At 70.1% G+C, this 25851-nt stretch carries 24 protein-coding genes; 13 read left to right on the top strand and 11 right to left on the bottom strand.

The features are described from left to right. The first annotated feature begins 5 nt into the window (after positions 1-5). Positions 6-539: an amino-acid N-acetyltransferase gene (locus tag IE263_RS43300; protein ID WP_189943627.1), complete on the top strand. Its 534-nt coding sequence runs from the start codon at positions 6-8 to the stop codon at positions 537-539. A gap of 226 nt (positions 540-765) precedes the next feature. Further along, positions 766-1101, top strand: a complete 336-nt coding sequence (locus IE263_RS43295) for a histone-like nucleoid-structuring protein Lsr2 (protein ID WP_189943626.1) — start codon at positions 766-768, stop codon at positions 1099-1101. Here the strand turns inward: IE263_RS43295 and IE263_RS43290 are convergent. Continuing rightward, positions 1080-1652, bottom strand: a complete 573-nt coding sequence (locus IE263_RS43290; protein WP_189943625.1) for an SCO3374 family protein — start codon at positions 1650-1652, stop codon at positions 1080-1082. The two genes, IE263_RS43295 and IE263_RS43290, sit on opposite strands and share 22 nt — an antisense overlap. 430 nt (positions 1653-2082) lie before the next feature. Here IE263_RS43290 and IE263_RS43285 point away from each other — a divergent pair, with 430 nt between their 5' ends. Further along, positions 2083-4608 carry an ATP-dependent Clp protease ATP-binding subunit gene (locus tag IE263_RS43285; RefSeq protein ID WP_189943624.1) on the top strand — a complete coding sequence of 842 codons (2526 nt, stop codon included), beginning with the start codon at positions 2083-2085 and terminating at the stop codon, positions 4606-4608. A 94-nt stretch (positions 4609-4702) separates the two neighbouring features. On the opposite strand, the gene IE263_RS43280 is transcribed toward IE263_RS43285, so the two are convergent. Continuing rightward, complete coding sequence (locus tag IE263_RS43280; RefSeq protein ID WP_189943623.1) at positions 4703-5350, bottom strand: HAD family acid phosphatase; 648 nt, start codon at positions 5348-5350, stop codon at positions 4703-4705. A 519-nt stretch (positions 5351-5869) separates the two neighbouring features. Between IE263_RS43280 and IE263_RS43275 the strand changes: the two genes are divergently transcribed. Further along, the gene (locus tag IE263_RS43275) at positions 5870-6448 is read left to right on the top strand and encodes a M23 family metallopeptidase (RefSeq protein WP_189943622.1); all 579 of its coding nucleotides are present in this window, start codon (positions 5870-5872) and stop codon (positions 6446-6448) included. 19 nt (positions 6449-6467) lie between these two features. Here IE263_RS43275 and IE263_RS43270 read toward each other — a convergent pair whose 3' ends face one another. Next, a complete protein-coding gene (locus IE263_RS43270) occupies positions 6468-7058 on the bottom strand; it encodes a TetR/AcrR family transcriptional regulator (RefSeq protein WP_189943621.1) in 591 nt (196 codons plus the stop codon). Between the two features lie 170 nt (positions 7059-7228). On the opposite strand from IE263_RS43270, the gene IE263_RS43265 reads away from it, so the two are divergent. The 3 genes from IE263_RS43265 to IE263_RS43255 all read left to right on the top strand — a co-directional run bounded on the left by IE263_RS43265 (position 7229) and on the right by IE263_RS43255 (position 9875). Continuing rightward, positions 7229-8818: an MDR family MFS transporter gene (locus IE263_RS43265; RefSeq protein ID WP_189943620.1), complete on the top strand. Its 1590-nt coding sequence runs from the start codon at positions 7229-7231 to the stop codon at positions 8816-8818. A 131-nt stretch (positions 8819-8949) separates the two neighbouring features. Then, complete coding sequence (locus tag IE263_RS43260) at positions 8950-9444, top strand: helix-turn-helix transcriptional regulator (protein WP_189943674.1); 495 nt, start codon at positions 8950-8952, stop codon at positions 9442-9444. Then, a complete protein-coding gene (locus tag IE263_RS43255) occupies positions 9441-9875 on the top strand; it encodes a VOC family protein (protein ID WP_189943619.1) in 435 nt (144 codons plus the stop codon). Before IE263_RS43260 ends, IE263_RS43255 begins: the two co-directional genes overlap by 4 nt. 36 nt (positions 9876-9911) lie before the next feature. Here IE263_RS43255 and cseC read toward each other — a convergent pair whose 3' ends face one another. From cseC to IE263_RS43230, 5 genes are all read right to left on the bottom strand, one after another. Continuing rightward, positions 9912-11255: a two-component system sensor histidine kinase CseC gene (gene cseC, locus IE263_RS43250; protein ID WP_189943618.1), complete on the bottom strand. Its 1344-nt coding sequence runs from the start codon at positions 11253-11255 to the stop codon at positions 9912-9914. A gap of 12 nt (positions 11256-11267) precedes the next feature. After that, positions 11268-11969, bottom strand: coding sequence for a two-component system response regulator CseB (cseB, locus tag IE263_RS43245; protein ID WP_189943617.1), 702 nt, complete (start codon positions 11967-11969; stop codon positions 11268-11270). A gap of 244 nt (positions 11970-12213) precedes the next feature. Beyond that, a complete protein-coding gene (locus IE263_RS43240) occupies positions 12214-12876 on the bottom strand; it encodes a hypothetical protein (RefSeq protein ID WP_189943616.1) in 663 nt (220 codons plus the stop codon). Continuing rightward, positions 12861-13403 carry a SigE family RNA polymerase sigma factor gene (locus IE263_RS43235; RefSeq protein ID WP_189943615.1) on the bottom strand — a complete coding sequence of 181 codons (543 nt, stop codon included), beginning with the start codon at positions 13401-13403 and terminating at the stop codon, positions 12861-12863. Before IE263_RS43235 ends, IE263_RS43240 begins: the two co-directional genes overlap by 16 nt. Positions 13404-13739: 336 nt before the next feature. Further along, positions 13740-14756 (bottom strand): HhH-GPD family protein, encoded by a 1017-nt coding sequence (locus tag IE263_RS43230; protein ID WP_229911494.1) that lies wholly within the window; start codon positions 14754-14756, stop codon positions 13740-13742. 315 nt (positions 14757-15071) lie between these two features. Between IE263_RS43230 and IE263_RS43225 the strand changes: the two genes are divergently transcribed. Beyond that, complete coding sequence (locus IE263_RS43225) at positions 15072-15923, top strand: hypothetical protein (protein WP_189943614.1); 852 nt, start codon at positions 15072-15074, stop codon at positions 15921-15923. 55 nt (positions 15924-15978) lie between these two features. On the opposite strand, the gene disA is transcribed toward IE263_RS43225, so the two are convergent. Together disA and radA are read right to left on the bottom strand one after the other, a co-directional pair. Continuing rightward, positions 15979-17103, bottom strand: a complete 1125-nt coding sequence (gene disA, locus IE263_RS43220) for a DNA integrity scanning diadenylate cyclase DisA (protein ID WP_189943613.1) — start codon at positions 17101-17103, stop codon at positions 15979-15981. Between the two features lie 81 nt (positions 17104-17184). Further along, positions 17185-18594: a DNA repair protein RadA gene (gene radA / locus IE263_RS43215; protein WP_189943612.1), complete on the bottom strand. Its 1410-nt coding sequence runs from the start codon at positions 18592-18594 to the stop codon at positions 17185-17187. 253 nt (positions 18595-18847) lie between these two features. On the opposite strand from radA, the gene IE263_RS43210 reads away from it, so the two are divergent. Further along, positions 18848-20566: a hypothetical protein gene (locus IE263_RS43210; protein ID WP_189943611.1), complete on the top strand. Its 1719-nt coding sequence runs from the start codon at positions 18848-18850 to the stop codon at positions 20564-20566. 5 nt (positions 20567-20571) lie between these two features. Here IE263_RS43210 and IE263_RS43205 read toward each other — a convergent pair whose 3' ends face one another. Further along, positions 20572-21444, bottom strand: a complete 873-nt coding sequence (locus IE263_RS43205; protein ID WP_189943610.1) for a DUF3109 family protein — start codon at positions 21442-21444, stop codon at positions 20572-20574. 95 nt (positions 21445-21539) lie between these two features. Between IE263_RS43205 and IE263_RS43200 the strand changes: the two genes are divergently transcribed. The 4 genes from IE263_RS43200 to ilvD all read left to right on the top strand — a co-directional run bounded on the left by IE263_RS43200 (position 21540) and on the right by ilvD (position 25851). After that, a complete protein-coding gene (locus tag IE263_RS43200) occupies positions 21540-22472 on the top strand; it encodes a Ppx/GppA family phosphatase (RefSeq protein ID WP_189943609.1) in 933 nt (310 codons plus the stop codon). Between the two features lie 227 nt (positions 22473-22699). Then, the gene (locus IE263_RS43195) at positions 22700-23524 is read left to right on the top strand and encodes a sugar phosphate isomerase/epimerase family protein (RefSeq protein ID WP_189943608.1); all 825 of its coding nucleotides are present in this window, start codon (positions 22700-22702) and stop codon (positions 23522-23524) included. Then, a complete protein-coding gene (locus IE263_RS43190; protein ID WP_189943607.1) occupies positions 23521-23856 on the top strand; it encodes a TetR/AcrR family transcriptional regulator in 336 nt (111 codons plus the stop codon). The genes IE263_RS43195 and IE263_RS43190 overlap by 4 nt, the downstream gene beginning before the upstream one ends. A 141-nt stretch (positions 23857-23997) precedes the next feature. Next, entirely contained in the window at positions 23998-25851 is a 1854-nt protein-coding gene (ilvD, locus tag IE263_RS43185) for a dihydroxy-acid dehydratase (protein WP_189943606.1), read from the top strand.

The raw sequence follows: 25851 nt of genomic DNA, 5'->3' as shown, positions 1-25851 counted from the left end.
CGCACATGTCAGCACAGAGCCCCGAAGTCAGCGCTAAAGCCATCACCGTCCGCCGGGCCCGGACCAGCGATGTCCCCGCCGTGCGCCGTCTCCTTGACGCGTACGTCCGTGACGGCATCCTGCTCGACAAAGCGACGGTGACGCTTTACGAGGACATCCAGGAGTTCTGGGTCGCCGAACGTGACGACAACGCCGAGGTGGTCGGCTGCGGAGCCCTGCACGTGATGTGGGAAGACCTCGCGGAAGTGCGCACTCTCGCGGTGAAGCCGGGCCTGAAGGGCGCCGGCGTCGGTCACCAGTTGTTGGAGAAGTTGCTGCACACCGCGCGCTGGCTCGGCGTTCGGCGCGTTTTCTGCCTGACCTTCGAAGTGGACTTCTTCGGCAAGCACGGCTTCGTGGAGATCGGCGAGACGCCGGTCGACACCGATGTCTACGCGGAGCTCCTTCGTTCCTATGACGAGGGCGTCGCGGAGTTCCTCGGACTCGAACGAGTGAAACCGAACACCTTGGGCAACAGCCGGATGCTTCTGCATCTGTGATCGTCGAGTCCATTCCGGACCGACCGGCCTTGTCCGAGTGCCCTATGTCCGAAACGCGTACGTTTCCGGACGCGGGCCCGGCCACAGGCCTCTCCCGAGGGTTTGTGTTTTTCCAGCAAAAGCGGTTTGCTTTCCGACGTACTGCAGTACTGCATATAACAAGGGGCGGCGAAACGGCGGACGCCGCAGACCCCCGGCCCTCACGTTATCGATGAAAGGAAATCCGGTGGCACAGAAGGTTCAGGTCCTTCTTGTCGACGACCTCGACGGCGGCGAGGCGGACGAGACCGTGACGTTCGCGCTGGACGGCAAGACCTACGAGATCGATCTCACGACGGCCAATGCGGACAAGCTGCGCAGCCTTCTCGACCCCTATGTGAAGGGCGGTCGTCGTACCGGAGGCCGTGCTTCGGGCGGACGCGGAAAGGCGCGCGCCGCTACCGGTGGCAGCCAGGACACCGCACAGATCCGCGCGTGGGCGAAGGAGAACGGTTACGAGGTCAACGACCGTGGCCGCGTTCCCGCGTCCATTCGCGAGGCTTACGAGAAGGCCAACGCCTGAGCGCACACGCGCCGCAGCCGGACACGGTGACAGTGCGTCGCCAGCGTGTCCACCAGCCGCACGAGATCGGGGGCGCCCCCACCGCCCCCCAAGGCCGACACCGTCGGCAGCGAGGCCTCGACCTCACGCCCGGCCACGGGGGGCCGCACCCACACGGCGGCCCCCTGCGCACCCCCTGAGGACTCCGGACCCGGAGGCAAGGGCGCCTCGATGACGCCGCCCGCGCCGATCGCCGTCAGGTCCAGCGGCAGCGCCCCCCACTCCAGCCACCGCAGGATCCCCGGCAGCTCCTCCGCGCTGCCCGCGGCCACCAGCAGCCGCATCCGATCTCCCCGAACGGCCACCGGAGAGCCCGGCGCCAGGCGCCGCAGCGCCGCGTGGCCCGCCTCGGCCGGCACGTCCAGGACGTCGAAGCGCACGCCCGCCAAAAGTCGTACCGGCTCCCCGGGCACCGTCGCCCACCCCAGTTCGTTCTCGTACCAGCCGCGGACCCGGCCGGCCGGATCATCCGGGTCGAGCGGCCGACGGGGGAGAGGGACTGAGCCAACCATGCCGAGTGCAACGGCCCGAGGGACCGAGAGTTACGCTGAGTGTTCCCGCGTGCGCGCAGAGTGCCGGAAGGGGGGCGTGTGGGCGTACGCGGAGGCGCAAGGTTGTTCGCCCGTAGCTGAGGGAACCGGTGCGCGCGGCATGGAGTGTCAGTCCCAGCGGGTAAGACATCCCTAGTGGGAGGGGGCGACACGCAGGACAGGGCGTCTCACGTTCGCCATCGGCGTAGTGATGGTGAGGGTAACCACCTGGCCTGCGGGAACATCGTCTCGCACCATCGGGTTGGAGCAGATGTCGGCGTTAGCGGGGTCAGGAGGCCATCGACGGTGTCGGCAGTTGGAATGAGCGGTCCCCGCTTGCGGGACTAAGCTGCGGAAGGACAGGGAGGGGAAGTTCCCCCCACTGCCTGACCGCTCTGAGGAGCGATTAACGATGTTCGAGAGGTTCACCGACCGCGCGCGGCGGGTTGTCGTCCTGGCTCAGGAAGAAGCCCGGATGCTCAACCACAACTACATCGGCACCGAGCACATCCTCCTGGGCCTGATCCACGAGGGTGAGGGTGTCGCCGCCAAGGCCCTTGAGAGCCTCGGGATTTCGCTCGAGGCGGTCCGCCAGCAGGTGGAGGAGATCATCGGCCAGGGCCAGCAGGCTCCCTCGGGCCACATCCCCTTCACCCCCCGTGCCAAGAAGGTCCTGGAGCTGTCGCTCCGCGAGGCCCTTCAGCTGGGCCACAACTACATCGGCACGGAGCACATCCTGCTCGGCCTGATCCGTGAGGGCGAGGGCGTCGCCGCCCAGGTCCTGGTCAAGCTGGGCGCAGATCTGAACCGGGTGCGGCAGCAGGTGATCCAGCTGCTCTCCGGTTACCAGGGCAAGGAGACCGCCACCGCCGGCGGGCCTGCCGAGGGCACGCCCTCGACGTCCCTGGTTCTCGACCAGTTCGGCCGGAACCTCACCCAGGCCGCTCGTGAGTCCAAGCTCGACCCGGTCATCGGGCGCGAGAAGGAGATCGAGCGGGTCATGCAGGTGCTGTCCCGCCGTACGAAGAACAACCCGGTCCTGATCGGTGAGCCCGGCGTCGGCAAGACCGCCGTCGTCGAGGGTCTCGCCCAGGCCATCGTCAAGGGCGAGGTGCCCGAGACCCTCAAGGACAAGCACCTCTACACCCTGGACCTCGGCGCGCTGGTCGCCGGCTCCCGCTACCGCGGTGACTTCGAGGAGCGCCTGAAGAAGGTCCTCAAGGAGATCCGCACCCGCGGCGACATCATCCTGTTCATCGACGAGCTCCACACGCTGGTCGGTGCGGGTGCCGCCGAGGGCGCCATCGACGCGGCCTCCATCCTGAAGCCGATGCTGGCCCGCGGTGAGCTGCAGACCATCGGTGCGACCACGCTGGACGAGTACCGCAAGCACCTGGAGAAGGACGCGGCCCTGGAACGCCGCTTCCAGCCCATCCAGGTCGCGGAGCCGTCCCTGCCGCACACGATCGAGATCCTCAAGGGTCTGCGTGACCGGTACGAGGCGCACCACCGCGTCTCCATCACCGACGAGGCGCTGGTCCAGGCCGCCACCCTGGCCGACCGGTACATCTCGGACCGCTTCCTGCCGGACAAGGCGATCGACCTCATCGACGAGGCCGGTTCCCGGATGCGTATCCGTCGGATGACCGCGCCGCCGGACCTGCGCGAGTTCGACGAGAAGATCGCCGGCGTCCGCCGCGACAAGGAGTCCGCGATCGACTCGCAGGACTTCGAGAAGGCCGCTTCCCTGCGCGACAAGGAGAAGCAGCTCCTGGCCGCCAAGGCCAAGCGGGAGAAGGAGTGGAAGGCCGGCGACATGGACGTCGTCGCCGAGGTCGACGGCGAGCTGATCGCCGAGGTCCTCGCCACGGCCACCGGCATCCCGGTCTTCAAGTTGACCGAGGAGGAGTCCAGCCGCCTGCTCCGCATGGAGGAGGAGCTGCACAAGCGGGTCATCGGCCAGAACGACGCCGTCAAGGCGCTGTCCAAGGCGATCCGCCGTACGCGTGCCGGTCTGAAGGACCCGAAGCGTCCGGGTGGTTCGTTCATCTTCGCCGGCCCGTCCGGTGTCGGTAAGACCGAGCTGTCCAAGGCGCTCGCCGAGTTCCTCTTCGGTGACGAGGACGCGCTGATCTCCCTCGACATGTCGGAGTTCAGCGAGAAGCACACGGTGTCGCGTCTCTTCGGTTCGCCTCCCGGTTACGTGGGCTACGAAGAGGGCGGCCAGCTGACCGAGAAGGTCCGCCGCAAGCCGTTCTCCGTCGTCCTCTTCGACGAGGTGGAGAAGGCCCACCCGGACATCTTCAACTCGCTGCTGCAGATCCTGGAGGACGGTCGTCTGACCGACTCCCAGGGCCGGGTCGTGGACTTCAAGAACACGGTCATCATCATGACGACCAACCTCGGCACCCGGGACATCTCCAAGGGCTTCAACCTCGGCTTCGCGGCCGCGGGCGACACGAAGTCCAACTACGAGCGCATGAAGAACAAGGTGTCGGACGAGCTCAAGCAGCACTTCCGCCCCGAGTTCCTCAACCGCGTCGACGACGTGGTCGTTTTCCCGCAGCTGACGCAGGAGGACATCCTGCGGATCGTCGACCTGATGATCGGCAAGGTGGACGAGCGTCTGAAGGACCGGGACATGGGCATCGAGCTCTCCCAGTCCGCCAAGGAGCTGCTGTCCAAGAAGGGTTACGACCCGGTGCTGGGTGCGCGTCCGCTGCGTCGCACCATCCAGCGCGAGATCGAGGACTCGCTCTCGGAGAAGATCCTCTTCGGTGAGCTGCGTCCCGGTCACATCGTGGTCGTGGACACCGAGGGCGAAGGCGACGCCAAGACCTTCACCTTCCGCGGTGAGGAGAAGTCGGCGCTGCCGGACGTCCCGCCGATCGAGCAGGCGGCCGGCGGTGCCGGGCCGAACCTGAGCAAGGACGCGTGACCTTCCGCGGGTTCGCCTGAGGAAGCCTCGTAGAAAGGGGCCGGTGCTCTTCTGAGCACCGGCCCCTTTCGCATGCCTGAGGAACGCTCACGCGTTACGACAACTGCCCGTCGTAGTCCGGCAGTTTGAAGGTCTTCTCGGCGTGACCGCCCGACAGGTCGGTGGCGCTGTTGCCGATGTTCGCGATGATCGTGTAGCCCTTGGACTCGATGTCGACGCGCTGTGCGGTCTTGTACGCGGCGACGTCCTTGAAGAGGTCGAACAGGCCGCGTACGTAGAGGCCGGAGACCTTGTAGCCGACGTACTTGAGGTTGTAGTCGGTCACCCCGGCGATGATGCCCGGGCGGGCGGTGACGAAGAACAGCGAGACGCCGTGGTCCTGGGCGTACTTGGCGACGTCGAGGACCGGCTTGTTGGCCGGCTGCGGGTAGCTGAAGCCGAAGTCGGTCTCCAGCGTGGTGTTGTCGATGTCGAGGACGATCGCCTGCTTCTCGCCCGGCTTGGTCGCGGCGATGCGCTGCTTCAGGTACGGCAGCGCCTGGTTCATCAAAGCCTGGCAGTCCGCCTGCCAGGTGTCGTAGTCGACGTCCTCAGCGGCAGCGGTGGTGGTGGCCGTGGCGACGGTGGACGTGCTGGTGGCCGTCGCGGCCTGGGCGCCTGCCGGGACGGCCATCGCGGTGACGGCGGCCGTGGCCACGGCGGTCATGGTGATGCGGCGCGTCCAGGTGCCTCTCGGGGTCATGGTGTGGGGGTCCTCTCGCGTCCATGGCGCTACGGGTGTCGTGGGCATGCTCATCGGTGGGGATGGCCTGAGGGGAACCAGCGGGTTACTGGACGGTAGTTGAGCATGAGAGGTCCATCACAGCCCCGTGCAGCCGTTATGGCGCGGGTCACAACTCCCAAAGCAGGGGCGGAAGTAGCCCCCGTCACATTTCCAAGCCCTTTGGATGGGGCGCCCGGTGACATGCCGCACAGGCGATTTGTCCGTTACTAGGTGGAATAGTGGCGATCACGATTTTCGCAAAACGGACTTAAGGTGCGAGATTGCGCGGACGCTTCACGTCAACTGCGTGGATCGGCGGGAATAGCGATGAAAGTGTGGACTGTCAAGAAGTAGTCCGTTTTGGGGTGTAGGTACTAGCTTCTGTCGTAGGTCACACGTTTGGGGCAATGTGAGCCCAGGGGTTACCAAGGGATGGCCCATCCGGCGGACGTCCGTACGTCGGGTGGTTTTCTCCGTCCCCAGCCCCATGAGGTTTCGATGTTCCAGCGCGTCACGTCCCGTTCCTCCCGTACGTCCCTGCTCCGCACCCGCGTGGCCGTCGGGGCCGCCGCTCTCGGCGCCTCGGTCGTGCTGGGGAGCGGGGTGGCGTCCGCCGTCCAGCCGGCCGCCCAGCCCGCCGCGAAGACCGCCTCCGCCACCTCCTGGGTCAAGCCGGTGGCGCACTACACGAAGTCCGCCAGCTTCGCCCAGGCCGGCGGCATGTGGCAGTCCACCCACAGTGGGCAGGACTTCGCTGTGCCGAGCGGCACCAAGGTCGTGGCCGCGCACGGCGGCACCGTGGTCAAGGCCGGCGGCAACGGCGCAGGTGACGGTCCGGCCTACGGCAACGCCATCGTCATCAGGCACGGCAACGGCACGTACTCCCAGTACGCCCACCTGTCGGAGGTCGACGTGAGGATCGGTCAGATCGTCAAGACCGGTCAGCGCATCGCCCTGTCCGGCAACACGGGCAACTCCAGCGGCCCGCACCTGCACTTCGAGATCCGTACGACCGCGAACTACGGCTCGGCGATCGACCCGGTCAAGTTCCTGAGGGGCAAGGGTCTGACCGTCTGAGTACGGACGGGTCCGGCTGTCAGGGCTTGCCCTGATGGGCCTGGGTGACCAGATCGACGGCGACCTCCAGGACGGCTTCACGCTTGTCCTCGGGGTCGCCTTCGAGGTCCTGCAGGAAGAACATGCCGGCGTGCAGCGTGAAGAGGGCGCTGACGCAGCGGACCTGGTCGGTGAGGGGGGCGTCCGGGTCGATGATGATGTCGCGCAGGCCGCGCATCCGGTCCTTGAAGGAATCGCCGATCTGCAGCTCCCGTATCGTCGCCTGGTTCTCCTGCATGAAGCGGAAGAGCGGGGCGGCCTCGGTGAGCGCCTGGCTGTAGCGCCGTACGAGCTCGTGCTTGGTCTCGAGGGTGTGCGGCTGTTCCCTGCCCCACTCGATCAGGTCTTCGATCGGCTTCGTCAGGTCCGTGAAGATGCTGACGATGATCTCTTCCTTGGTCTTGAAGTGGTAGTACAGGGCCGCCTTCGTGACCTCCAGGCGCTCCGCGATCTCGCGGAGCGAGGTCTTCTCGTAGCCCTGCTCGGCGAAGAGTTCGAGCGCCACGTCCTGGATGCGCTGGCGGGTGTTGCCGCGGCGCTGCTGCTTGGTGCCGTCCATGGTGACGTCCATCCTCGTACTCTCTCGCGCTCCCACGAAGCGCGGATGCCGTTCGGTAAGAAAAACTTACCTGCCGCCCGGTCAGAACTTACTTGACGCCCGGCTAGTGACGGGTCTACGTTCCCAGTGTAGTGAACTAGCCGGGCGGCAAGTAAGTAGCCCGCCCTGGGGGAGTGGGAACGATGGCGGACACCGGAACCGTTGAGACGGCCACAAGCGCACCGGAGAAACAGGCGAAGAGCGTGCGGGTCGTGATGCTCGCACTGATGATCACGATGATGCTCGCGATGCTCGACAACATGATCGTGGGCACGGCGATGCCGACGATCGTGGGCGAGCTCGGGGGCCTGGAGCACCTGTCGTGGGTGGTGACGGCGTACACCCTCGCGACCGCCGCCTCCACCCCGATCTGGGGCAAGCTCGGCGACATGTACGGGCGCAAGGGCGCCTTCCTGAGCTCGATAGTGATCTTCCTGATCGGGTCGGCGCTGAGCGGTATGGCCCAGGACATGGGCCAGCTGATCGCCTTCCGTGCCGTTCAGGGCCTGGGCGCCGGCGGTCTGATGGTCGGCGTCATGGCGATCATCGGTGACCTGGTTCCGCCGCGGGAGCGCGGCAAGTACCAGGGCATGATGGCCGGCGTGATGGCGATCGCCATGATCGGCGGACCGCTCGTCGGCGGCACCATCACCGACCACTGGGGCTGGCGCTGGGCCTTCTACATCAACCTGCCGCTCGGCGTGGCGGCCCTGGGCCTCATCACCGCCGTACTGCACCTGCCGAAGAAGCGGTCCGAGGCGCGCATCGACTATCTGGGCGCCGGGCTGCTGACCGTCGGCATCACCTCCATCGTGCTCGTCACCACCTGGGGCGGCACGGAGTACGCCTGGGGCTCCGCGCGGATCATGGAGCTGATCGGCATCGGTGTCGCCGCGCTCGTCGGGTTCGTGTTCTGGCAGACCAGGGCCGCCGAGCCGATCGTCCCGCTGCACATCTTCCGCAGCCGCAACTTCACCCTGATGTCGGTCATCGGCTTCATCACCGGCTTCGTGATGTTCGGCGCGACCCTCTTCCTGCCGCTGTACCAGCAGTCCGTGCAGGGCGCGTCCGCGACCAACTCCGGGCTGCTGCTCCTGCCGATGCTCGGTGCGATGCTCGTGACCTCGATGGTCGCGGGCCGGATCACCACCAGCAGCGGCCGCTACAAGATCTTCCCGATCGTCGGCGGCGCCCTGATGACCGTCGGGCTGTACCTGCTGTCGACGATGGACACCGGGACCTCACGGTTCACGTCCGGCGTGTTCATGGCCGTCGTCGGTCTCGGCATGGGCTGCCTGATGCAGATCACCATGCTGGTCGCGCAGAACAGCGTCGAGATGAAGGACATGGGCGTCGCGTCCTCGTCGGCCACCCTCTTCCGGACGCTCGGCTCCTCCTTCGGTGTCGCGATCATGGGCGCGCTGTTCAACAGCCGGGTCCAGGACGTGATGGCCGAGCGGGCCGGCGCGCTGGGCTCGCAGGTCACCGAGCAGTCCGCGCAGCTGGACGCGGCCGGCCTGGCCAAGCTTCCGGCGGCGGCACGGGAGGCGTACCAGTACGCCGTGTCCGACGGCACACACGCGGCGTTCGTCCTCGGAGCCGCGGTGGCGGTGGTCGTCGTGGTGGCGGCCGTCTTCGTCAAGGAGGTCCCGCTGCGGGGAGCCGGGCCGAAGCCGGAGGGGCCGACGGATGGGACCGACGCGCCGAAGGCACCGGTGGCGGAGACCGTCTGAGCTGCGGTGCGAAGGGCCGCCGCCCGCTGGTGAGGGGCGGCGGCATCCCGTGGCAGAAGTGAAGGCCCCCGGTCGGTGTCCGCCCCGGGGGCCTTGTCACTGGTCCGTGCCACCATCGGCCCATGGACAAGATGCGGCAGTTGCGGCTGGCCAAGGACGCCATGGATCGCGACTGGTCCGATCCGGAGCTCGACCTGGACGCCGTGGCCGCCCACGCCGGCTACTCCCGCTACCACTTCGTCCGCGCCTTCAAGGAGGCCTACGGCGAGACGCCCGGCCAGTACCTGACCCACCGCCGTATCGAACGGGCCGAGGAGATGCTCCGCAGCGCCGACCTGTCGGTGACGGAGATCTGCCACCTCGTCGGCTTCAGCAGCCTCGGCACCTTCTCCACCCGCTTCAAGGCGCGCACCGGGCTCACACCCAGCGAGTACCGGACCAAGCACGTCGGCCGCGGTGCCGCGCTCATCCCCGGGTGCTACGCCATGCTCTGGGCCGGCGGCTTTCCCAGCGCAACTTTGAAGAAGCGCCCCGAACCAGTGCCTGCCTACGGTGACGAACAGGAACCGACCCGGACGGAACCGAGTCCGTCCGACCCGACCCCCGACGGGAGAGCAGAGCCATGATCAAGGGCCTGGGCATCACCACCGTGTGGACCTTCGACCAGCAGCGCACCAAGGCCTTCTTCACCGAGAAGCTCGACTTTGAGGTACGTACCGAGCTCGCCATGGGTGACATGCGCTGGGTCACTGTGGGCGCCAAGGACCAGCCGGAGGTCGAGCTCGCCCTGATGAGCCTGGACGGCCCGGGCCTCGACCCCGAGTCCGCCGAGGCGCTGAAGAAGCTGGTCAGCAAGGGAGTCCTCGGCGCCGGGGCCTTTCGCACGGACGACTGCCGCGGAGACTACGAGACCTTCAAGGCGCGCGGCGTGGAGTTCGTCCAGGAGCCGCAGGAGCGCCCGTACGGCATCGAGGCGATCTTCCGTGACGACAACGGCAACTGGTACTCGCTGACCGAGCGCAGCGAGGAGCTCGACTTCTCGAAGGACTTCGGCTGAGCCGCTTCCCCGACCCGCCAGGGCAGCACCGACCCGTCAGGGCAGCATCGGATAGCTCCCCGTGTTCGTCGGCGCGTGCTCCGGCAGCCACAGGACGGCGACGGCGCCCTCGGCGGGTATGTGCTCCGGCGCCCCGGCCGGCCGTACGTTGCGGAAGGTCAGCCGGGCGCCCAGGACGCGGGCCTGGCCCGCGGCGATGGTCAGACCGAGCCCGTGGCCGTGGCCGGCGCGGTCCCTGCTGCCGGTGCGGAAGCGGCTCGGCCCCTCGGCGAGCAGGTCCTCGGGGAAGCCGGGGCCGTGGTCGCGGACCCGGATGACCCGGCCCTCGACGGTGACCTGGATCGGCGGTTTGCCGTGCCGGGCGGCGTTGGCGAGCAGGTTGAACAGCACGCGCTCCAGGCGCCGGGGATCGGTGGTGACCATCGACTCGTGCACCACGCGGACCTCGACCTCCGGGTCCTTGGCCGCCACACGCCGGGCGACGAACTCGCCCAGCAGGATGTCCTGCAGCTCGGCGCGCTCCGAGGCGCCGTCGAGGCGGGCCACCTCCAGGACGTCCTCGACGAGGGTGCGCATGGCCTTCGCCCGGTCCAGGACCAGCTCCGTGGGCCGGCCGGGCGGCAGTAGTTCGGCGGCGGTCAGCAGTCCCGTCACGGGCGTGCGCAGTTCGTGCGCGATGTCGGCGGTGACCCTGCGCTCGGCCTCCAGGCGCTGCTGCAACGCGTCCGCCATGGCGTCGACAGCGCTCGCCAGGTCGTCGGTCTCGTCCCGGACGACCCCGCCGATGGCGTCCCGCACCCGGACGTCCGGCTCACCCTTGGCGACCTGGTTCGCGGCGGTCGCCGCCTTGCGCAGCCGGCGTGACAGCTGCCCGCCGATGAGCACGCCGAGCGCGCTGCCGCCGAGGACGACCGCGATGGAACCGATCACCAGGGCCTGGTCGAGGTCGTTGAGGATGTCCGTACTGCGGTCGGTGAAGCCGGTGTGCAGGGAGAGCACATGCCCGTCCTTGACCGGTACGGCCGCCCAGATGTCCGGCACGCCGCCCGCGTGGTCGGAGACGAACGTCGCCCGGCGGCCCTTCTCGACCTTCTCCCGCAGCTCCCCCGGCAGGCCCGGGTCATCGATCTTGATGTTGGGGAAGTTCGGCCGCCCGGACAGCTCGTAGTTGCGCTGGGCGATCCGGACGCGCTCGTCCGCGAGGTCGCGCGCGTTGTCCAGCATGGACACGCGGGCCGCGTTGTGCACGACCAGGCTGAGCACGATCGCCACCAGAGCGCCGACCAGCGCGATGGCCGCGCTCAGCTTCCACCGCAGGCCGGTGCGGATGCCCGCGCGCTCCACGCGGGCGGGAACCAGGTGCCGCAACATCCCCCGCATACCCCTGTCCGCTCAGGCCTTCAGCTTGTAGCCGAAGCCGCGGACCGTTTCGATGCGGTCCTGGCCGATCTTGGTCCGCAGCCGCTGCACATGGACGTCGACGACGCGGGTGTCACCGCCCCAGCCGTAGTCCCACACGCGCTCCAGCAGCTTGTCCCGCGACAGGACCGTGCCCGGTGCGGAGGAGAACTCCAGCAGCAGACGCATCTCGGTCGGGGTGAGGGCCACCGGCTGTCCGGCCTTGCGCACCTCCATGCCCTCGGTGTCGACCTCCAGGTCGCCGAAGGTCAGCACACCGCCCGTGGTGGTGGCGCCCGGTTCGGTCCGGTCGCCGCCGCCCGCGTGGCCGAAGCGGCGCAGGACGGCGCGGATCCGGGCGACCAGGACGGCGCCGTCGAACGGCTTGGTCACGTAGTCGTCGGCACCGGCCTCCAGACCGAGCACGACGTCGATGGAGTCGGCCCGCGCGGAGAGCATGATCACCGGCACGGTGGACTCGTCACGGATGCGTCGGCACAGGCTCACGCCGTCCAGGCCGGGCACCATGACGTCCAGCAGCGCGATGTCGGGGCGGTCGGCCCGGAACGCCTCCAGGCCGGACAGGCCGTCGGGCATCGCGGTGACCACGAAGCCGTCCCGCTCCAGGGCGAGCTGGGTGGCCTCGCGGATGACATCGTCGTCCTCGACGAACAGGACGTGGGTCTGGTCTGCCATCCCGGTGCTCTCAGTCCTCGTGGGTGATCGGTCGTATGACCGTCGATCTTCAGTCGGTCGTGGTCGTCGGTCGTCGGTCTGTCGGGCGTAAGTCTGTCGGTCGTTTGTCTGTCTGTCGTTTGTCTGTTCGCTGTCAGGGTGTCCCTTGATGGGACGCTTCGAGCGTGTGCTGCGTTCACTCGTTCATCGGTCCGGACGGCCGGAACGGTTCACGGGACGGGAGATTTTTTTCGAGCGCGGTCGGTCAGCCGCTCTCGGGCTCCGGCGTGGCCTCCTCGCCGACGACACCGCTGTAGTCGTTGTGCCAGCTGTATTCCTTGACGAAGCGGCCCGCGGCCCAGCGGTACGTGATCACGTTCTCGCCGGAGGGGCTGGAGACCGGGTCACCCTTCTCGTACACCTGTTTGGTCACCACCAGGTCGCCGCGGTCTATCTCCGCGTAGATCGGGGGTTCCTCGGCCTTGAAGACGTTCTGGTACCGGCCGTCCGCCCGCCGGTACACGTACGAGCCGACGCCGACCGCGTCGCCGCAGGTCAGCACGTTCACCACGAGGTCGCTGTCGGAGCCGCCGGTGAGGTCGCCGTAGGACACGTCGACCGGGTACTCGTCGCCGGCGCACGGCTGCAGCTCGCGCTTGACCTCCGCCGAGACCGCCGGGTCGTCCTTGACGATCCGGACCGCGTCCACGCGTTCGGGGGTGTGGGTGGGGGCGGCCGACTGCGAGGGCGGGGCGGCGCCCGCGACCGCGTCGGAGTGCGCCGGACCCTCGTCACGGGCACCGGTGCCACCGGTGGCGCACGCGGAGGCGAAAAGGGCGAGGGCGGCGAGCACGGCCGTCGCCGTGATCACCGCCTGGAAGTACCCTCGGGCCGGTGTGGGCCCGGCCTCGGTCAGGCCGCCGCGCAACGCTCCCGCTCCTCACGCTCCAGCGCGCGTGCGTCCAGATCGCGGGCCTCCAGCTCCTCGCGGAGCCGGGCGAGCGCCCGGTGCAGCGTGCTCTTGACCGTTCCGGCCGACATGCCGAGGGCGGCGGCCGTCTCCTCCGTGGACATCTGCTCCCAGTGTCGCAGCACCACGACACTGCGCTGCTTCGGAGCGAGCACCTTCATCGCGTCCATCAGCAGGGCGCGGTCCGCGTGCTGCTCGGTGGAGTCGTCCACGGAGGCGTCCGGGAGCTGCTCGGTGGGCACCTCCTCCAGCTTGCGGGCCCGCCACCACTCGGTCCGCGTGTTGATCATGACGCGGCGCAGGTAGGCGTCGGCCAGCCGCTTGTCCGCGATCCCCTCCCAGCGGCCGTACGTCCGCGCCAGCGCCGTCTGGAGCAGGTCCTGCGCGTCGACCGGGTCCGGCACCAGCCGGCGGGCGCTGCGCAGCAGCGCGTCCTGCCGGGTGCGGACGTACTCCTCGAACTCGAGCACCTCGCCCTGCGCCATGATCAACCGCCTCCGTGTCCCCGTCCGGCAGACGGGTCGTCCGCCGGTTTCCTGCTTCTGGTCTGTGGCCCTCGTGCCCTTGCCGGGCACGCAAAAGAAGCTACGGAGGTGTTGTCACGGCACTGTCCGAGAGAGCCTGCGGCTAGCACTCGGCTGTCCGTCGGTTGTGTAACAGAAGGGGGTTCGGGGTAAAGGCGTGAGCCGTATCGCTCGCCTATGGGGTGTTCTGTCCGGTGAGTGGCTGTGACGAAAGCTCGGCGTGGGCTGTGAGAGAAGCCGTCCGCCTGTGAAGTGACCGTGTGTCAGAGGCCGTCGGGGGCCTCTTTGTCAGGGGTGTCAGGTCAGCGGCAGGCGGTACAGACCGCCCGGCAGCGGCTCCACCAGACCGTCCGCGACAAGGCCGTCCAGGGCACGCGCGCGTTGCACCGGCTCGTGCCACACCCGGTCCAGGGCCGCCTGCGGCACGGGCGCGTGCGCGTCCCTCAGGACCGCGAGCAACTTGCCGCGCACCTGCCGGTCCGTACCGGCGTACGTCTGGCCCCGGCGCGGCGGACCGTCGTGCTCCGGTTTGCCCGCGAGCCGCCAGGCGCACTGGGCTGAGATCGGGCAGCGTTGGCAGGTCTCGTTCTTGGCCGTGCACACGAGCGCGCCGAGTTCCATGGACGCGGCGGCCCAGCGCGCGGCGGTCTTCTCGTCCTCCGGCAGCAGGGCGCGGGCCAGTTTGCGCTCGGCGGCCGTGGTGGCGTTCGGCGGGTACTGCACGCCGGTCACCGCGCGCGCGAAGACCCGGCGGACGTTGGTGTCCAGGACGGCGTGCCGCTGGCCGTAGGCGAAGGAGGCGACGGCGGCGGCCGTGTACTCGCCGATGCCGGGCAGCGCCAGCAGCTGAGCGTGGTCGGCCGGTACGTCGCCGCCGTGCCGTTCCGTTATGGCCACCGCGGCGCCGTGCAGGCGCAGGGCGCGGCGCGGGTAGCCGAGCCGGCCCCACGCGCGTACGGCTTCGCCGGGGGCCTCGGCGGCCAGGTCGGCGGGGCGCGGCCAGCGGGCGAGCCACTGCTCGTAGACCGGCAGCACCCGGTTGACCGGCGTCTGCTGGAGCATGAACTCGCTGACCATCACACCCCACGCGCCGGCCTCGGGGCGGCGCCAGGGCAGGTCGCGGGCGTGGTCGTCGAACCAGTCGATGACGGGGGAGTGCAGGTGGGCGCCGGAGGCCTGCCCGGCGAGGGGGCCGTCGGTGGTTCCGGCAGTGGTTCCGTCGGTGGTTTCGGGGAGCTGCTCTCCGAGGAGGGCGCTGGAGACGGCGTCGGCGGGGGCGGGGCTGCTGTGCGGGGGCTTCGTGGGCGCAGTCATGGCTCTTCCGATCCTGCCATGCGCACCGGCGCACGCGCGTGTACCGCCGCCCGGCGGCGTGGGGCATCGGAGCGACCTGGTGCGTGCGCTCCGTAGCCATGGCCAGAGGTGCAAGCAGCGCGAATGCGAAACGTCGGCACGGTCACGGACCGTGGGCGATGGCCGCTGCGTCGTCACGTCCTGCGACCGCCCGCGGCCATGAGGGGCGCAAGTCGGGGGCGGGGCCGCCGTGTCCGGGATGATGATCCGGAAAAGTTGTGGTCCTGGCGGCGGGTGGGGCCAGGGAACGCGGCGATCTCTCGTACAGTTTGCGCCGTGGGATCTCTGCGCAATCCGGTCGGGCCGCTTCCCTCCTCCATCTACTGGCGACGGAGGGTTGTACTGCTGTCCGTGGTCGCCCTGTTGGCGCTGCTGATCACCTGGATCGTCACCTCGGGCGGGGGCGGCGGCAAGAACGGCGCGGACGAGGGCAACGGCAAGAACCCCGCGTCCTCCATCACGCCGGGGCCGTCCGGATCAGGTCCCGCGATCAGCGAAAACCCGGGCGGGCGCGACGAGTCGGGCGACGAGGACTCCGGCGGGTCCGGTTCCGGATCGGACACGGGATCGGGCGACGGCTCGGGAACCGGTGACACCGGCGGGGGCAGCGGGGGCGGTACGGCGGGGTCCGGTGGCTTGGACGACGGTGCCAACGGCGATGGCGCCAACGGCGACGGTGTCAACGGCAGCGGTTCCTCCACGACGCTGCCGGCGGGGACCACGCTGCCCAACTGCACTGCCGGCGCGGTCACGTTGAGCCTGCGCAGTGTGCGCAACACGTACTCGCCGGACGAGACGCCCACCTTCCAGTTGACGGCGAAGAACTCCTCGGGGAGCGACTGCAAGGTCGATCTCGGGCCGAAGACCGCGGTGTTGACGATCACTCAGGCGGGCGCCGAGGACGACTACTGGTCGTCCGCCGACTGTCCCAAGGTGTCCAGGAGTCTGCTGTACCGGGTGCCGGCCGGCGGCAGCTTCACGTACACCCTGAAGTGGGACCGGAAGCCGAGCGCTCCGGAGTGCGCGACGCCTCCGGCGGGTGCGGCCGGAGCCGGGACGTACCTGGTGGAGGCGAAGACGCCGGGATTCGCGAAGGCGCAGACGTCGTTCGTGCTGGAAGCCGACTGAGGCAGCAGGAGTACCTCGGCGGCCGGTGCTGGTGCCCGCAGCCTGCGAGCAGCAGCTAGACGTACCGCTCCAGGATCGACGACTCGGCCAGTCGCGACAGCCCCTCACGAACGCTGCGCGCCCTCGCCTCGCCCACGCCGTCCACGGTCTGGAGGTCGTCGACGCTGGCGGCGAGGAGCTTCTGGAGGCCGCCGAAGTGTTCCACCAGGCGGTCGATGATCGCGCCGGGGAGGCGGGGCACCTTGGCCAGGAGGCGGAAGCCGCGGGGGGACACCGCCGAGTCGAGGGCCTCGGGGGAGCCGGTGTAGCCCAACGCGCGGGCCACCGTGGGCAGTTCGAGAAGCTCGGCGTGGGTCAGGGCGTCCAGCTCGTACAGCGCCTCGTCGACCGTACGGGAGCGCTTGGCCGTGGGCTCGGGGACGTAGTCCCGGACGACCAGTGAGCGCTCCGGCTCCACGCCCGCGATCAACTCGTCGAGCTGGAGGGCGAGGAGACGTCCGTCAGTGCCCAGTTCGACCACGTATTCGGCGATTTCGGTGGCGATGCGGCGCACCATCTCCAGGCGCTGGGCCACCGCGGAGACGTCCCGGACCGTCACCAGGTCCTCGATCTCCAGTGCTGACAACGTTCCCGCGACCTCGTCCAGGCGGAGCTTGTAGCGCTCCAGGGTCGCCAGTGCCTGGTTCGCGCGGGACAGGATCGCCGCCGAGTCCTCCAGGACGCGGCGCTGGCCGTCGACGTAGAGCGCGATCAGGCGCATCGACTGGGAGACCGAGACGACGGGGAAGCCGACCTGCTTGCTGACGCGGTCCGCCGTGCGGTGGCGGGTGCCCGTCTCCTCCGTCGGGATCGTGGGGTCCGGCACCAGTTGGACGCCGGCCCGCAGGATCTTCGACAGGTCGGAGGAGAGCACGATGCCGCCGTCGAGCTTGCACAATTCGCGCAGGCGCGTGGCCGTGAACTCGACATCCAGGACGAAACCACCTGTGCACATCGCCTCGACCGTCTTGTCGGAGCCCAGCACGATGAGTCCGCCGGTGTTGCCGCGGAGAACCCGCTCGAGGCCGTCGCGCAGGGCCGTGCCGGGAGCCACCGCGCTCAGCGAGGCGCGCATCAGGCCGTCGGCACCGGAACTCCCACCGGACTTTCCGGGAGCTGCCGCCCGGTCGTTGGCTGCCACTGCACTCCTCCGGTCGCAGGTTCTGGGGCGCTCCCGTTTCGCGCACTCGGTTCGTACGGACGGGCGAGACCTGGGCAAAGTCTACCGGCGCTCCTCCTCGTCCCGTGGGGCGTCTCGGCGACGGGAACGCGGCAGGACCCGCAGGGCGTCCCCTATGTCCGCGACTTCCAGGACCTTCATTCCGGAAGGGATCTTGCCCGGGTCGCCCGGGACGAGCGCGTGCGTGAAGCCCAGACGGTGTGCCTCGGCGAGCCTGCGCTGGACGCCCGTGACCCGTCTGACCTCGCCCGCAAGGCCGACTTCGCCGATCGCGACGAGGTTCTTGGGCAGCGGGGTGTCGCTTGCCGCGGAGGCCAGCGCGAGGGCGATCGCCAGGTCCGCCGCTGGCTCGGAGAGCTTCACTCCGCCCACCGTCGCGGAGTAGATGTCCCGCTTGCCGAGGGCGCTGATCCTGCCCCGCTGCTCCAGGACCGCGAGCATCATCGACACGCGGGACGTCTCCAGGCCGGAGGTCGTCCGGCGGGGGGACGGGATCTGTGAGTCGACGGTGAGCGCCTGGACCTCGGCGACCAGGGGGCGGCGGCCCTCCAGGGTGACCGTCAGGCAGGTACCGGGTACCGGTTCGTCACGACGCGTCAGGAAAAGTCCGCTTGGGTCGGCAAGGCCCGTGATGCCCTCGTCGTGCAGTTCGAAGCAGCCGACCTCGTCGGTGGCGCCGTAGCGGTTCTTGACGCCCCGTACGAGGCGCAGGCGCGCGTGCCGGTCGCCCTCGAAGTGCAGGACGACGTCCACGAGGTGCTCGAGGAGGCGCGGGCCGGCGATGGCGCCGTCCTTGGTGACATGGCCCACAAGGAGGGTGGACATGCCACGCTCCTTGGAGGCGCGGATGAGGGCGCCGGCGACCTCGCGGACCTGGGCCATGCCGCCGGGCGCTCCGTCGATCTCCGGGGAGGCCACCGTCTGCACCGAGTCGAGGATCAGCAGTGAGGGCTTCACAGCGTCCAGGTGGCCCAGGACCGCGGCCAGGTCGGTCTCCGCGGCGAGATACAGATGGTCGTCGATGGCGCCGATGCGGTCCGCGCGCAGGCGGACCTGGCTCGCGGACTCCTCGCCCGTGACATAGAGCGTGCGGTGCTCGTCGCTCGCCGACTTGGCGGCCACGTCGAGCAGCAGCGTGGACTTGCCGACGCCCGGCTCGCCGGCGAGGAGGACGACCGCGCCGGGGACCAGCCCGCCGCCGAGGACACGGTCCAACTCGGGCACACCGGTGGGGCGGGCGGTGGCCTGACGGCCGTCGACCTCGCCGATGGGCAGGGCGGAGGTGGTGACGCGCCCCGGCGTCGTCGTACGGACAGCGGGCGCGCCGTACTCCTCGATCGTGCCCCAGGCCTGGCATTCGGGGCAGCGGCCGAGCCACTTGGCCGTCTGCCAGCCGCATTCCGTGCAGCGGTAGGACGGGCGGTCCTTGGTGGTCTTCGTACGGGCAGCCATGGGGAAACCGTAGCCGCCGGGACTGACAACGGGCCGAGCCTGTGGATGAGGGGGGTCCGGCCGAGGCCGGGTTGCGCGCTCGGCGGGGTGGACGCCCGGCACACGCACCCCCTGTGAATCAGCCACCGCCCATCGTGAACGAGCCACGGAATCATCCGTTCCTGTCCCCTTATGAGGGATCGTTTCACCCGTACGGATTAAATGGCCTGAAGGGGGCAGAAGAGGTCGTTCCGCTCCGCCTACGGTCGCACGGGTGATGAGCAGCAGTCCGGAAACCTCGACCCGCACGACCGGCGCACACCGGGCGCACCGGGAGGCGCGCGACCGCGCCGGGGCGCGCACGCCGGCGCAGCGGCTGCCCGCGCGCTACGAGCCGTATGTGGACGGCTTGTTCACCTACTGCCTGTCCGTCCTGTGCGACCACGACGCGGCCACGGCGGCGCTCGCGGACGCCCTCGCGCTCGCCGAGCGGCGCGGGCCGCGCGTCCCCGACGTCGTCGGCGAGCGCCGGGCCTGGCTGTACGCGCTGGCCCGCTGGGCCTGCCTGCGCAAGCTGGCCGAGGCCAAGCAGAAACGTCAGGCCACCCACGCGGCCGGGCGCTCCGGCGCGCACCGGGCGACCGGTGCGAAAGCCGACGGCGCGCCCGTGCCCGACGAGGTCCAGGAGCAGCGGCGGCGCGAACTCTCCCTGCTCGCCTGGCCGGAAGCCGCCGGCACCACCCCGGAACAGCGCGAGGCGCTCGAACTCGCCGTACGCCACCACCTCGCCGCCCATGAGGTCGCCGCCGTCCTCGGGCTGGGCCTCGCCACCGCCCGTGAGCTGCTCGCCTCCGCCGCCTGCGAGGTCGAGCGCACACGCGCGGCCCTCGCCGTCGTCGAGACCGGCGGCTGCCCCGGTGTGGCCCGTCTCACCGGCGACCACCAGCTCGTGCTCAGCGCCGCCCTGCGCCGCGAGCTCGTGCGGCACGTCGACGACTGTCCGCGCTGCCGCAGGGCCGCCGAGCGCGCGGTCCCCGGCCGCTGGCCCGGCGCCGGCGTCACACCCGCCGAGCTGCCCGTCCTGGAAGCGCCCCGCGCGGACCTGCGCGTCGTCATGGCGCACCTCCCGCGCGCGCGGGGTGCCGCCGCGCCCCGCTTCGACCGGCGCGGCTTCCCCATGGACCCCAAGGACCGCGCCGCCCGCCGGGACCGCCTCCGCGCGCGTGCCGTCACGACGACCGTCGTCGCCACCGTCATCGCCGCCCCCGTGCTCGCCCTGTGGGCCGCCTACCGGGGCACGCCCACCGCCGAGGGAGCCGAGGGCCGCTCGGCCACGGCCAGCGAGGCGCACGACCGCGACAGCCTCGACGCCGAGGCACCCGGCGGCTACCAGAACGCCGGGAACGCCGACACCCGCCCCGGCGCAGGCTTCACCAAGGGCAACGAGCCGGACGTCTCCGTGGCGGTCATCAGCGTCAAGGGGCTCGGCAGGAACGGCGCGGACCGCCTCACCGTGACCGCCCGCAACAGCGGCGACACCACCCTGATCACCCTCACCGCGGCCACGGACGCACCCGAGCCGGTCCGCTGGACCGCGTCCACCGGAGCCCCCTGGCTCTACCTGAGCCGCTCCACGGGCACGCTCGCCCCCGGCGAGTCGACGACGATCAAGGTGTACGTCGACCATCTGCGCGAGCCCTCCGGCCACTGGCGCGCGCGCGTGGCGATCTCCCCCGCGGCCGCCCTCGTCTCCATCGACGGCTACGGCACCGCACCCGCCCCCACGGACCCCCGCCCCGGCACCCCCACGGACCCGCCCACCCCGGCGGACCCGGACCCGACCCCCACGGCCTCGGCCTCCACCGACCCCACGCCGAGCGATCCACCGTCCTCGCCCGACCCGGAGCCCACGCCCAGCGCCTCGACGCCGTCCGATCCGGGGGGCTCGGAACCGCCGTCCGGCGGCGGTGCCCCGAGCCCGTCCTCGTCGTGAGCCGCTCAGACGGTCGGATCCGGATCCGCCGGGTGCGGTGCCAGCAGCGGCAGCTGCGAGGCCAGCCGCTCCTCGCACAGCTCGACCAGACGGTCGTAGCCGGCCTTGCCCATCAGCTCGGTCAGCTCCGCCCGGTAGGAGACGTACACCGGCTCACCCGCGCCGTGCGCCGAGGTGGCCGACGTGCACCACCAGTGCAGGTCGTGGCCGCCCGGGCCCCAGCCGCGCCGGTCGTACTCGCCGATCGACACCTGCAGCACGCGGGTGTCGTCGGGCCGGTCGATCCAGTCGTAGGTACGCCGCACCGGCAGCTGCCAGCAGACGTCCGGCTTGGTCTCCAGCGGCTCGCGGCCCTCCTGGAGAGCCAGGATGTGCAGCGAGCAGCCGGCGCCGCCCGCGAAGCCCGGACGGTTCTGGAAGATGCACGAGCCGTTGAACGGGCGGGTCTGGCGGGATCCCTCCTCGTCCTCCGAGACCCAGCCGCCGCGTGTGCCCTCGTCGTGGTGCTGCCAGATGTCGGGTGTGAGCCGTGCCACATGTTCGGCCACCCGCTTCTCGTCGTCCTCGTCAGAGAAGTGGGCGCCCAGCGTGCAGCAGCCGTCGTCCGCGCGGCCCGCCTGGATGCCCTGGCAACCGCTGCCGAAGATGCAGTTCCAGCGAGAGGTCAGCCATGTCAGATCGCAGCGGAACACCTGCTCGTCGTCCGCCGGATCAGGAAACTCCACCCACGCGCGCGCGAAATCGAGGCCCTTCTCGTCCGCGACCAGGGCCTTCCGCGACTTCGTCGATGACTTCACCTGCGAAGAACCCTTGGTGGATTTGGCCGTCTTGGCAGCCTTGTCGGCCTTTTCGTCCTTCGCCTTTTTCGTCTTTGGCACGCGTCCAGGGTAAGTCGCCCGCGTCTGCTTACAGCACCGTCTCAGGTTGCGCATCGGAGACGGAGGGCAGCCCGACGGGCAGTAGCGTTCCTCACATGAGACTCGGTGTCCTCGACGTGGGATCGAACACGGTGCATCTGCTGGTGGTGGATGCACACCCCGGCGCGTGTCCGCTGCCCGCGCACTCGCACAAGGCGGAGTTGCGCCTCGCCCAACTCCTCGACGCGAGCGGGGCGATCGGCTCCGAGGGCGTCGACAAACTGATCACCGTCATCCAGGAGGCCCTCCAGGCCGCCGAGGACAAGGGCGTCGAGGACATGCTGCCGTTCGCCACCTCCGCGGTGCGCGAGGCCAGCAACGCCGACGACGTCCTCGCGCGCGTGCAGGCCGAGACCGGCGTCGAGCTCCAGGTCCTCACCGGTGCGGAGGAGGCCCGGCTCACCTTCCTCGCCGCCCGCCGCTGGTTCGGCTGGTCGGCCGGCAAGCTGCTCGTCCTGGACATCGGCGGCGGCTCCCTGGAGATCGCGTACGGCATCGACGAGGAGCCCGACGCTGCCGTCTCCCTCCCGCTCGGCGCGGGCCGGCTCACGGCCGGCTGGCTGCCCGGGGACCCGCCGGACCCCGAGAACATACGGGCGCTGCGCCGGCACGCGCGCGCGGAGATCGCCCGCACGGTGGGGGAGTTCAGCCGCTTCGGCACCCCCGACCACGTCGTCGCCACGTCGAAGACCTTCAAGCAGCTCGCCCGCCTCGCCGGCGCCGCCCGCTCCGCCGACGGCCCCTACGTCCAGCGCGAGCTCAAGCGGGAGTCCCTGGAGGCCTGGGTGCCGCGTCTGGCCGGCATGACCGCCGACCAGCGCGCGGAGCTCCCGGGGGTCTCCGAGGGCCGCGCGGGCCAGCTCCTGGCGGGCGCGCTGGTCGCCGAGGGGGCGATGGACCTGTTCGGGGTGGAGACGCTGGAGATCTGCCCCTGGGCGCTGCGGGAGGGCGTGATCCTGCGTCGACTCGACCACATGGGTTCGCCGTAGTGCCCCCGAAGGGGCGCGGGGCTGTGACATGTACGGCAGTGCCCCCGAGGGGGCACGGGACTGTGGCATGTACGGCAGTACCCCGAAGGGGCGCAGGGCTGTGACATGTACGGCTTCGCCGACTGGGCGCGAGCAACCGCACACAGGCCGCACCCGCCCGTGGCGAACACCACAACGGCGGTCGGGCGCCCCGCAGCTCACCCACCGCACCCCGTAATCTGTCCCCCATGGCAGAGCCCGTCGTGCGCATCCCGGATGCGAAGGTCGCCCTGTCGACGGCCTCGGTCTATCCGGAGTCGACGGCGACGGCCTTCGAGATCGCCGCGCGCCTCGGGTACGACGGGGTCGAGGTCATGGTGTGGAACGACCCGGTCAGCCAGGACATCGACGCGCTGCGCAGGCTCAGCGACTACCACCAGGTCCCGATCCTGGCCGTTCACGCCCCCTGCCTGCTCATCACGCAACGGGTGTGGTCGACCGACCCGTGGGTGAAGCTCCAGCGGGCGCGCGCGGCGGCCGAGCAGCTCGGAGCGACCACCGTCGTCGTCCACCCGCCCTTTCGCTGGCAGCGCCAGTACGCGCGCGACTTCGTCCAGGGGATCTGGCGGATGGCGGACGAGACGGACGTACGGTTCGCCGTCGAGAACATGTACCCCTGGCGCTACCGGGACCGCGAGATGCTCGCGTACGCGCCGGACTGGGACGTGACCAAGGACGACTACCGGCACTTCACGATCGATCTCAGCCATGCCGCGACGGCCCGTACGGACGCGATCCACCTGCTCGACCGCATGGGCGACCGCCTCGGGCACGTGCACCTCGCCGACGGCAGCGGCTCCAACAAGGACGAGCACCTGGTCCCCGGCCGCGGCACACAGCCCTGCGCCGAACTGCTGGAGCGGCTCGCGCTGAGCGGCTTCGACGGGCATGTCGTCATCGAGGTCAACACGCGGCGCGCGATGTCCAGCGTCGAACGTGAGGCCGACCTCGCGGAGGCCCTGGCCTTCACGCGCCTGCACCTGGCGTCGGCGCTGAAGGTGCCCCGCCGGTGACCGACACCGGGGCGCCGCGCCGCGGCCGGCCCCCGCGCACCGACTCGGCCGACAGCCGCGACCGCATCCTCACCGCGGCCCGCGAGGAGTTCTCCGTGCGGGGCTACGAGAAGGTCTCCGTGCGGGGCACCGCGAAGGCCGCCGGCGTGGACCCGGCGCTCGTGCACCGCTGCTTCGGCATCAAGGGGCAGGTCCTTGTGGCGGCCGTAGAGGCCGCCTTCGCGCCCGCGATGCGGTACGTGATCAACCTGGAGCCGCTCGCGTCGGCGGACCCGGAGCGGAGCGCCGAGCGGGTGGCGCCGGTGGGGCAGGGGCACCTCACCGGGCCATGAGCCGCAGGCGCCGGCGCATCCCCGCGAGACCGGCGCATCCCCACGAGACACGCATCCCGCATTTCGGACACCTCATCCCGCCCCCTGGATGACCGGCGTACGCTCGACAACAGTCAGATCTGTCTGAAGGAGCGAGCGACGATGCCCGAGCTGAGGTCCCGCACAGTCACCCACGGCCGCAACATGGCGGGCGCCCGCGCCCTTATGCGCGCCTCCGGTGTACCCGGTGCAGACATCGGCCGGAAGCCGATCATCGCGGTCGCCAACAGCTTCACGGAGTTCGTGCCGGGTCACACCCACCTCCAGCCGGTCGGCCGCATCGTCAGCGAGGCGATCGTCGAGGCCGGCGGCATCCCGCGCGAGTTCAACACCATCGCCGTCGACGACGGCATCGCGATGGGCCACGGCGGCATGCTCTACAGCCTGCCCTCCCGCGACCTGATCGCGGACAGCGTGGAGTACATGGTCGAGGCGCACTGCGCCGACGCCCTGGTCTGCATCTCCAACTGCGACAAGATCACCCCGGGCATGCTGAACGCCGCCCTGCGGCTGAACATCCCCACGGTCTTCGTCTCCGGTGGCCCCATGGAGTCCGGCCGCGCCACCCTCGTCGACGGCACGGTCCGTACGCTCGACCTGGTCGACGCGATCTCCGACGCCGTGAACGACAAGATCTCGGACGAGGACATCCTCCGTATCGAGGAGAACGCCTGTCCGACCTGCGGCAGCTGTTCCGGCATGTTCACGGCCAACTCGATGAACTGCCTGACCGAGGCGATCGGGCTCTCGCTGCCGGGCAACGGCTCGGTCCTGGCCACCCACACCGCGCGCAAGCAGCTCTACGTCGACGCCGCCCGCACGGTCATGGACATCACCCGCCGCTACTACGAGCAGGACGACGAGACGGTCCTGCCGCGCAACATCGCCACGTTCTCCGCGTTCGAGAACGCGATGGCCCTGGACATCGCGATGGGCGGCTCCACCAACACGATCCTGCACCTGCTGGCGGCGGCCCAGGAGGCGGGCGTCCCCTTCGGCCTGAACGAGATCGACGCGGTCTCCCGCCGCGTCCCGTGCCTGGCCAAGGTGGCCCCGAACGTCGCCAAGAACCGCACGTACTACATGGAGGACGTGCACCGCGCCGGCGGCATCCCGGCCCTCCTCGGCGAGCTGCACCGCGCGGGCCTGCTCAACGAGGACGTGCACGCGGTCCACAGCCCGTCCCTGGCGGACTGGCTGAAGACGTGGGACGTCCGCGGCGGCTCCCCGTCCCCCGAGGCGGTCGAGCTGTGGCACGCGGCCCCCGGCTGCGTCCGCTCCGCCGAGGCCTTCTCCCAGTCGGAGCGCTGGGCGGACCTCGACGAGGACGCCGAGGGCGGCTGCATCCGCTCCGTCGAGCACGCCTACTCCAAGGACGGCGGCCTGGCGGTCCTCAAGGGCAACCTCGCCGTCGACGGCTGCGTGGTCAAGACGGCCGGCGTCGACGAGTCGATCTGGACCTTCGAGGGCCCGGCGGTCGTCTGCGAGTCGCAGGAGGAGGCCGTCCAGAAGGTCCTCACCCAGCAGGTCAAGGAAGGCGACGTGGTCGTCATCCGCTACGAGGGCCCCAAGGGCGGCCCCGGTATGCAGGAGATGCTCTACCCGACCTCGTACCTGAAGGGCCGCGGCCTGGGCAAGGCCTGCGCGCTGGTCACGGACGGCCGTTTCTCCGGTGGCACCTCGGGTCTGTCCATCGGCCACGCCTCCCCCGAGGCGGCCGCCGGCGGCACGATCGCGCTCGTCGAGGACGGCGACCGCATCCGCATCGACATCCCGAACCGCACGATCGAGTTGCTCGTCGACGAGGCGGAACTCGCGCGCCGCGAGCAGTCGTTGAACGGGGCGTACGCCCCGAAGAACCGCGACCGCAAGGTCTCCGCCGCCCTGCGTGCCTACGCCGCGATGGCCACGAGCGCCGACAAGGGCGCGGTGCGGGACGTGTCGAAGCTGGGCTGA

It is taken from the genome of Streptomyces aurantiogriseus, assembly GCF_014649375.1.
GTDB classification, from domain to species: Bacteria; Actinomycetota; Actinomycetes; order Streptomycetales; family Streptomycetaceae; genus Streptomyces; species Streptomyces aurantiogriseus.
The sequence above is the reverse complement of the archived record's forward strand: the minus strand, read 5'-3'. Positions and strand labels throughout refer to the sequence as shown.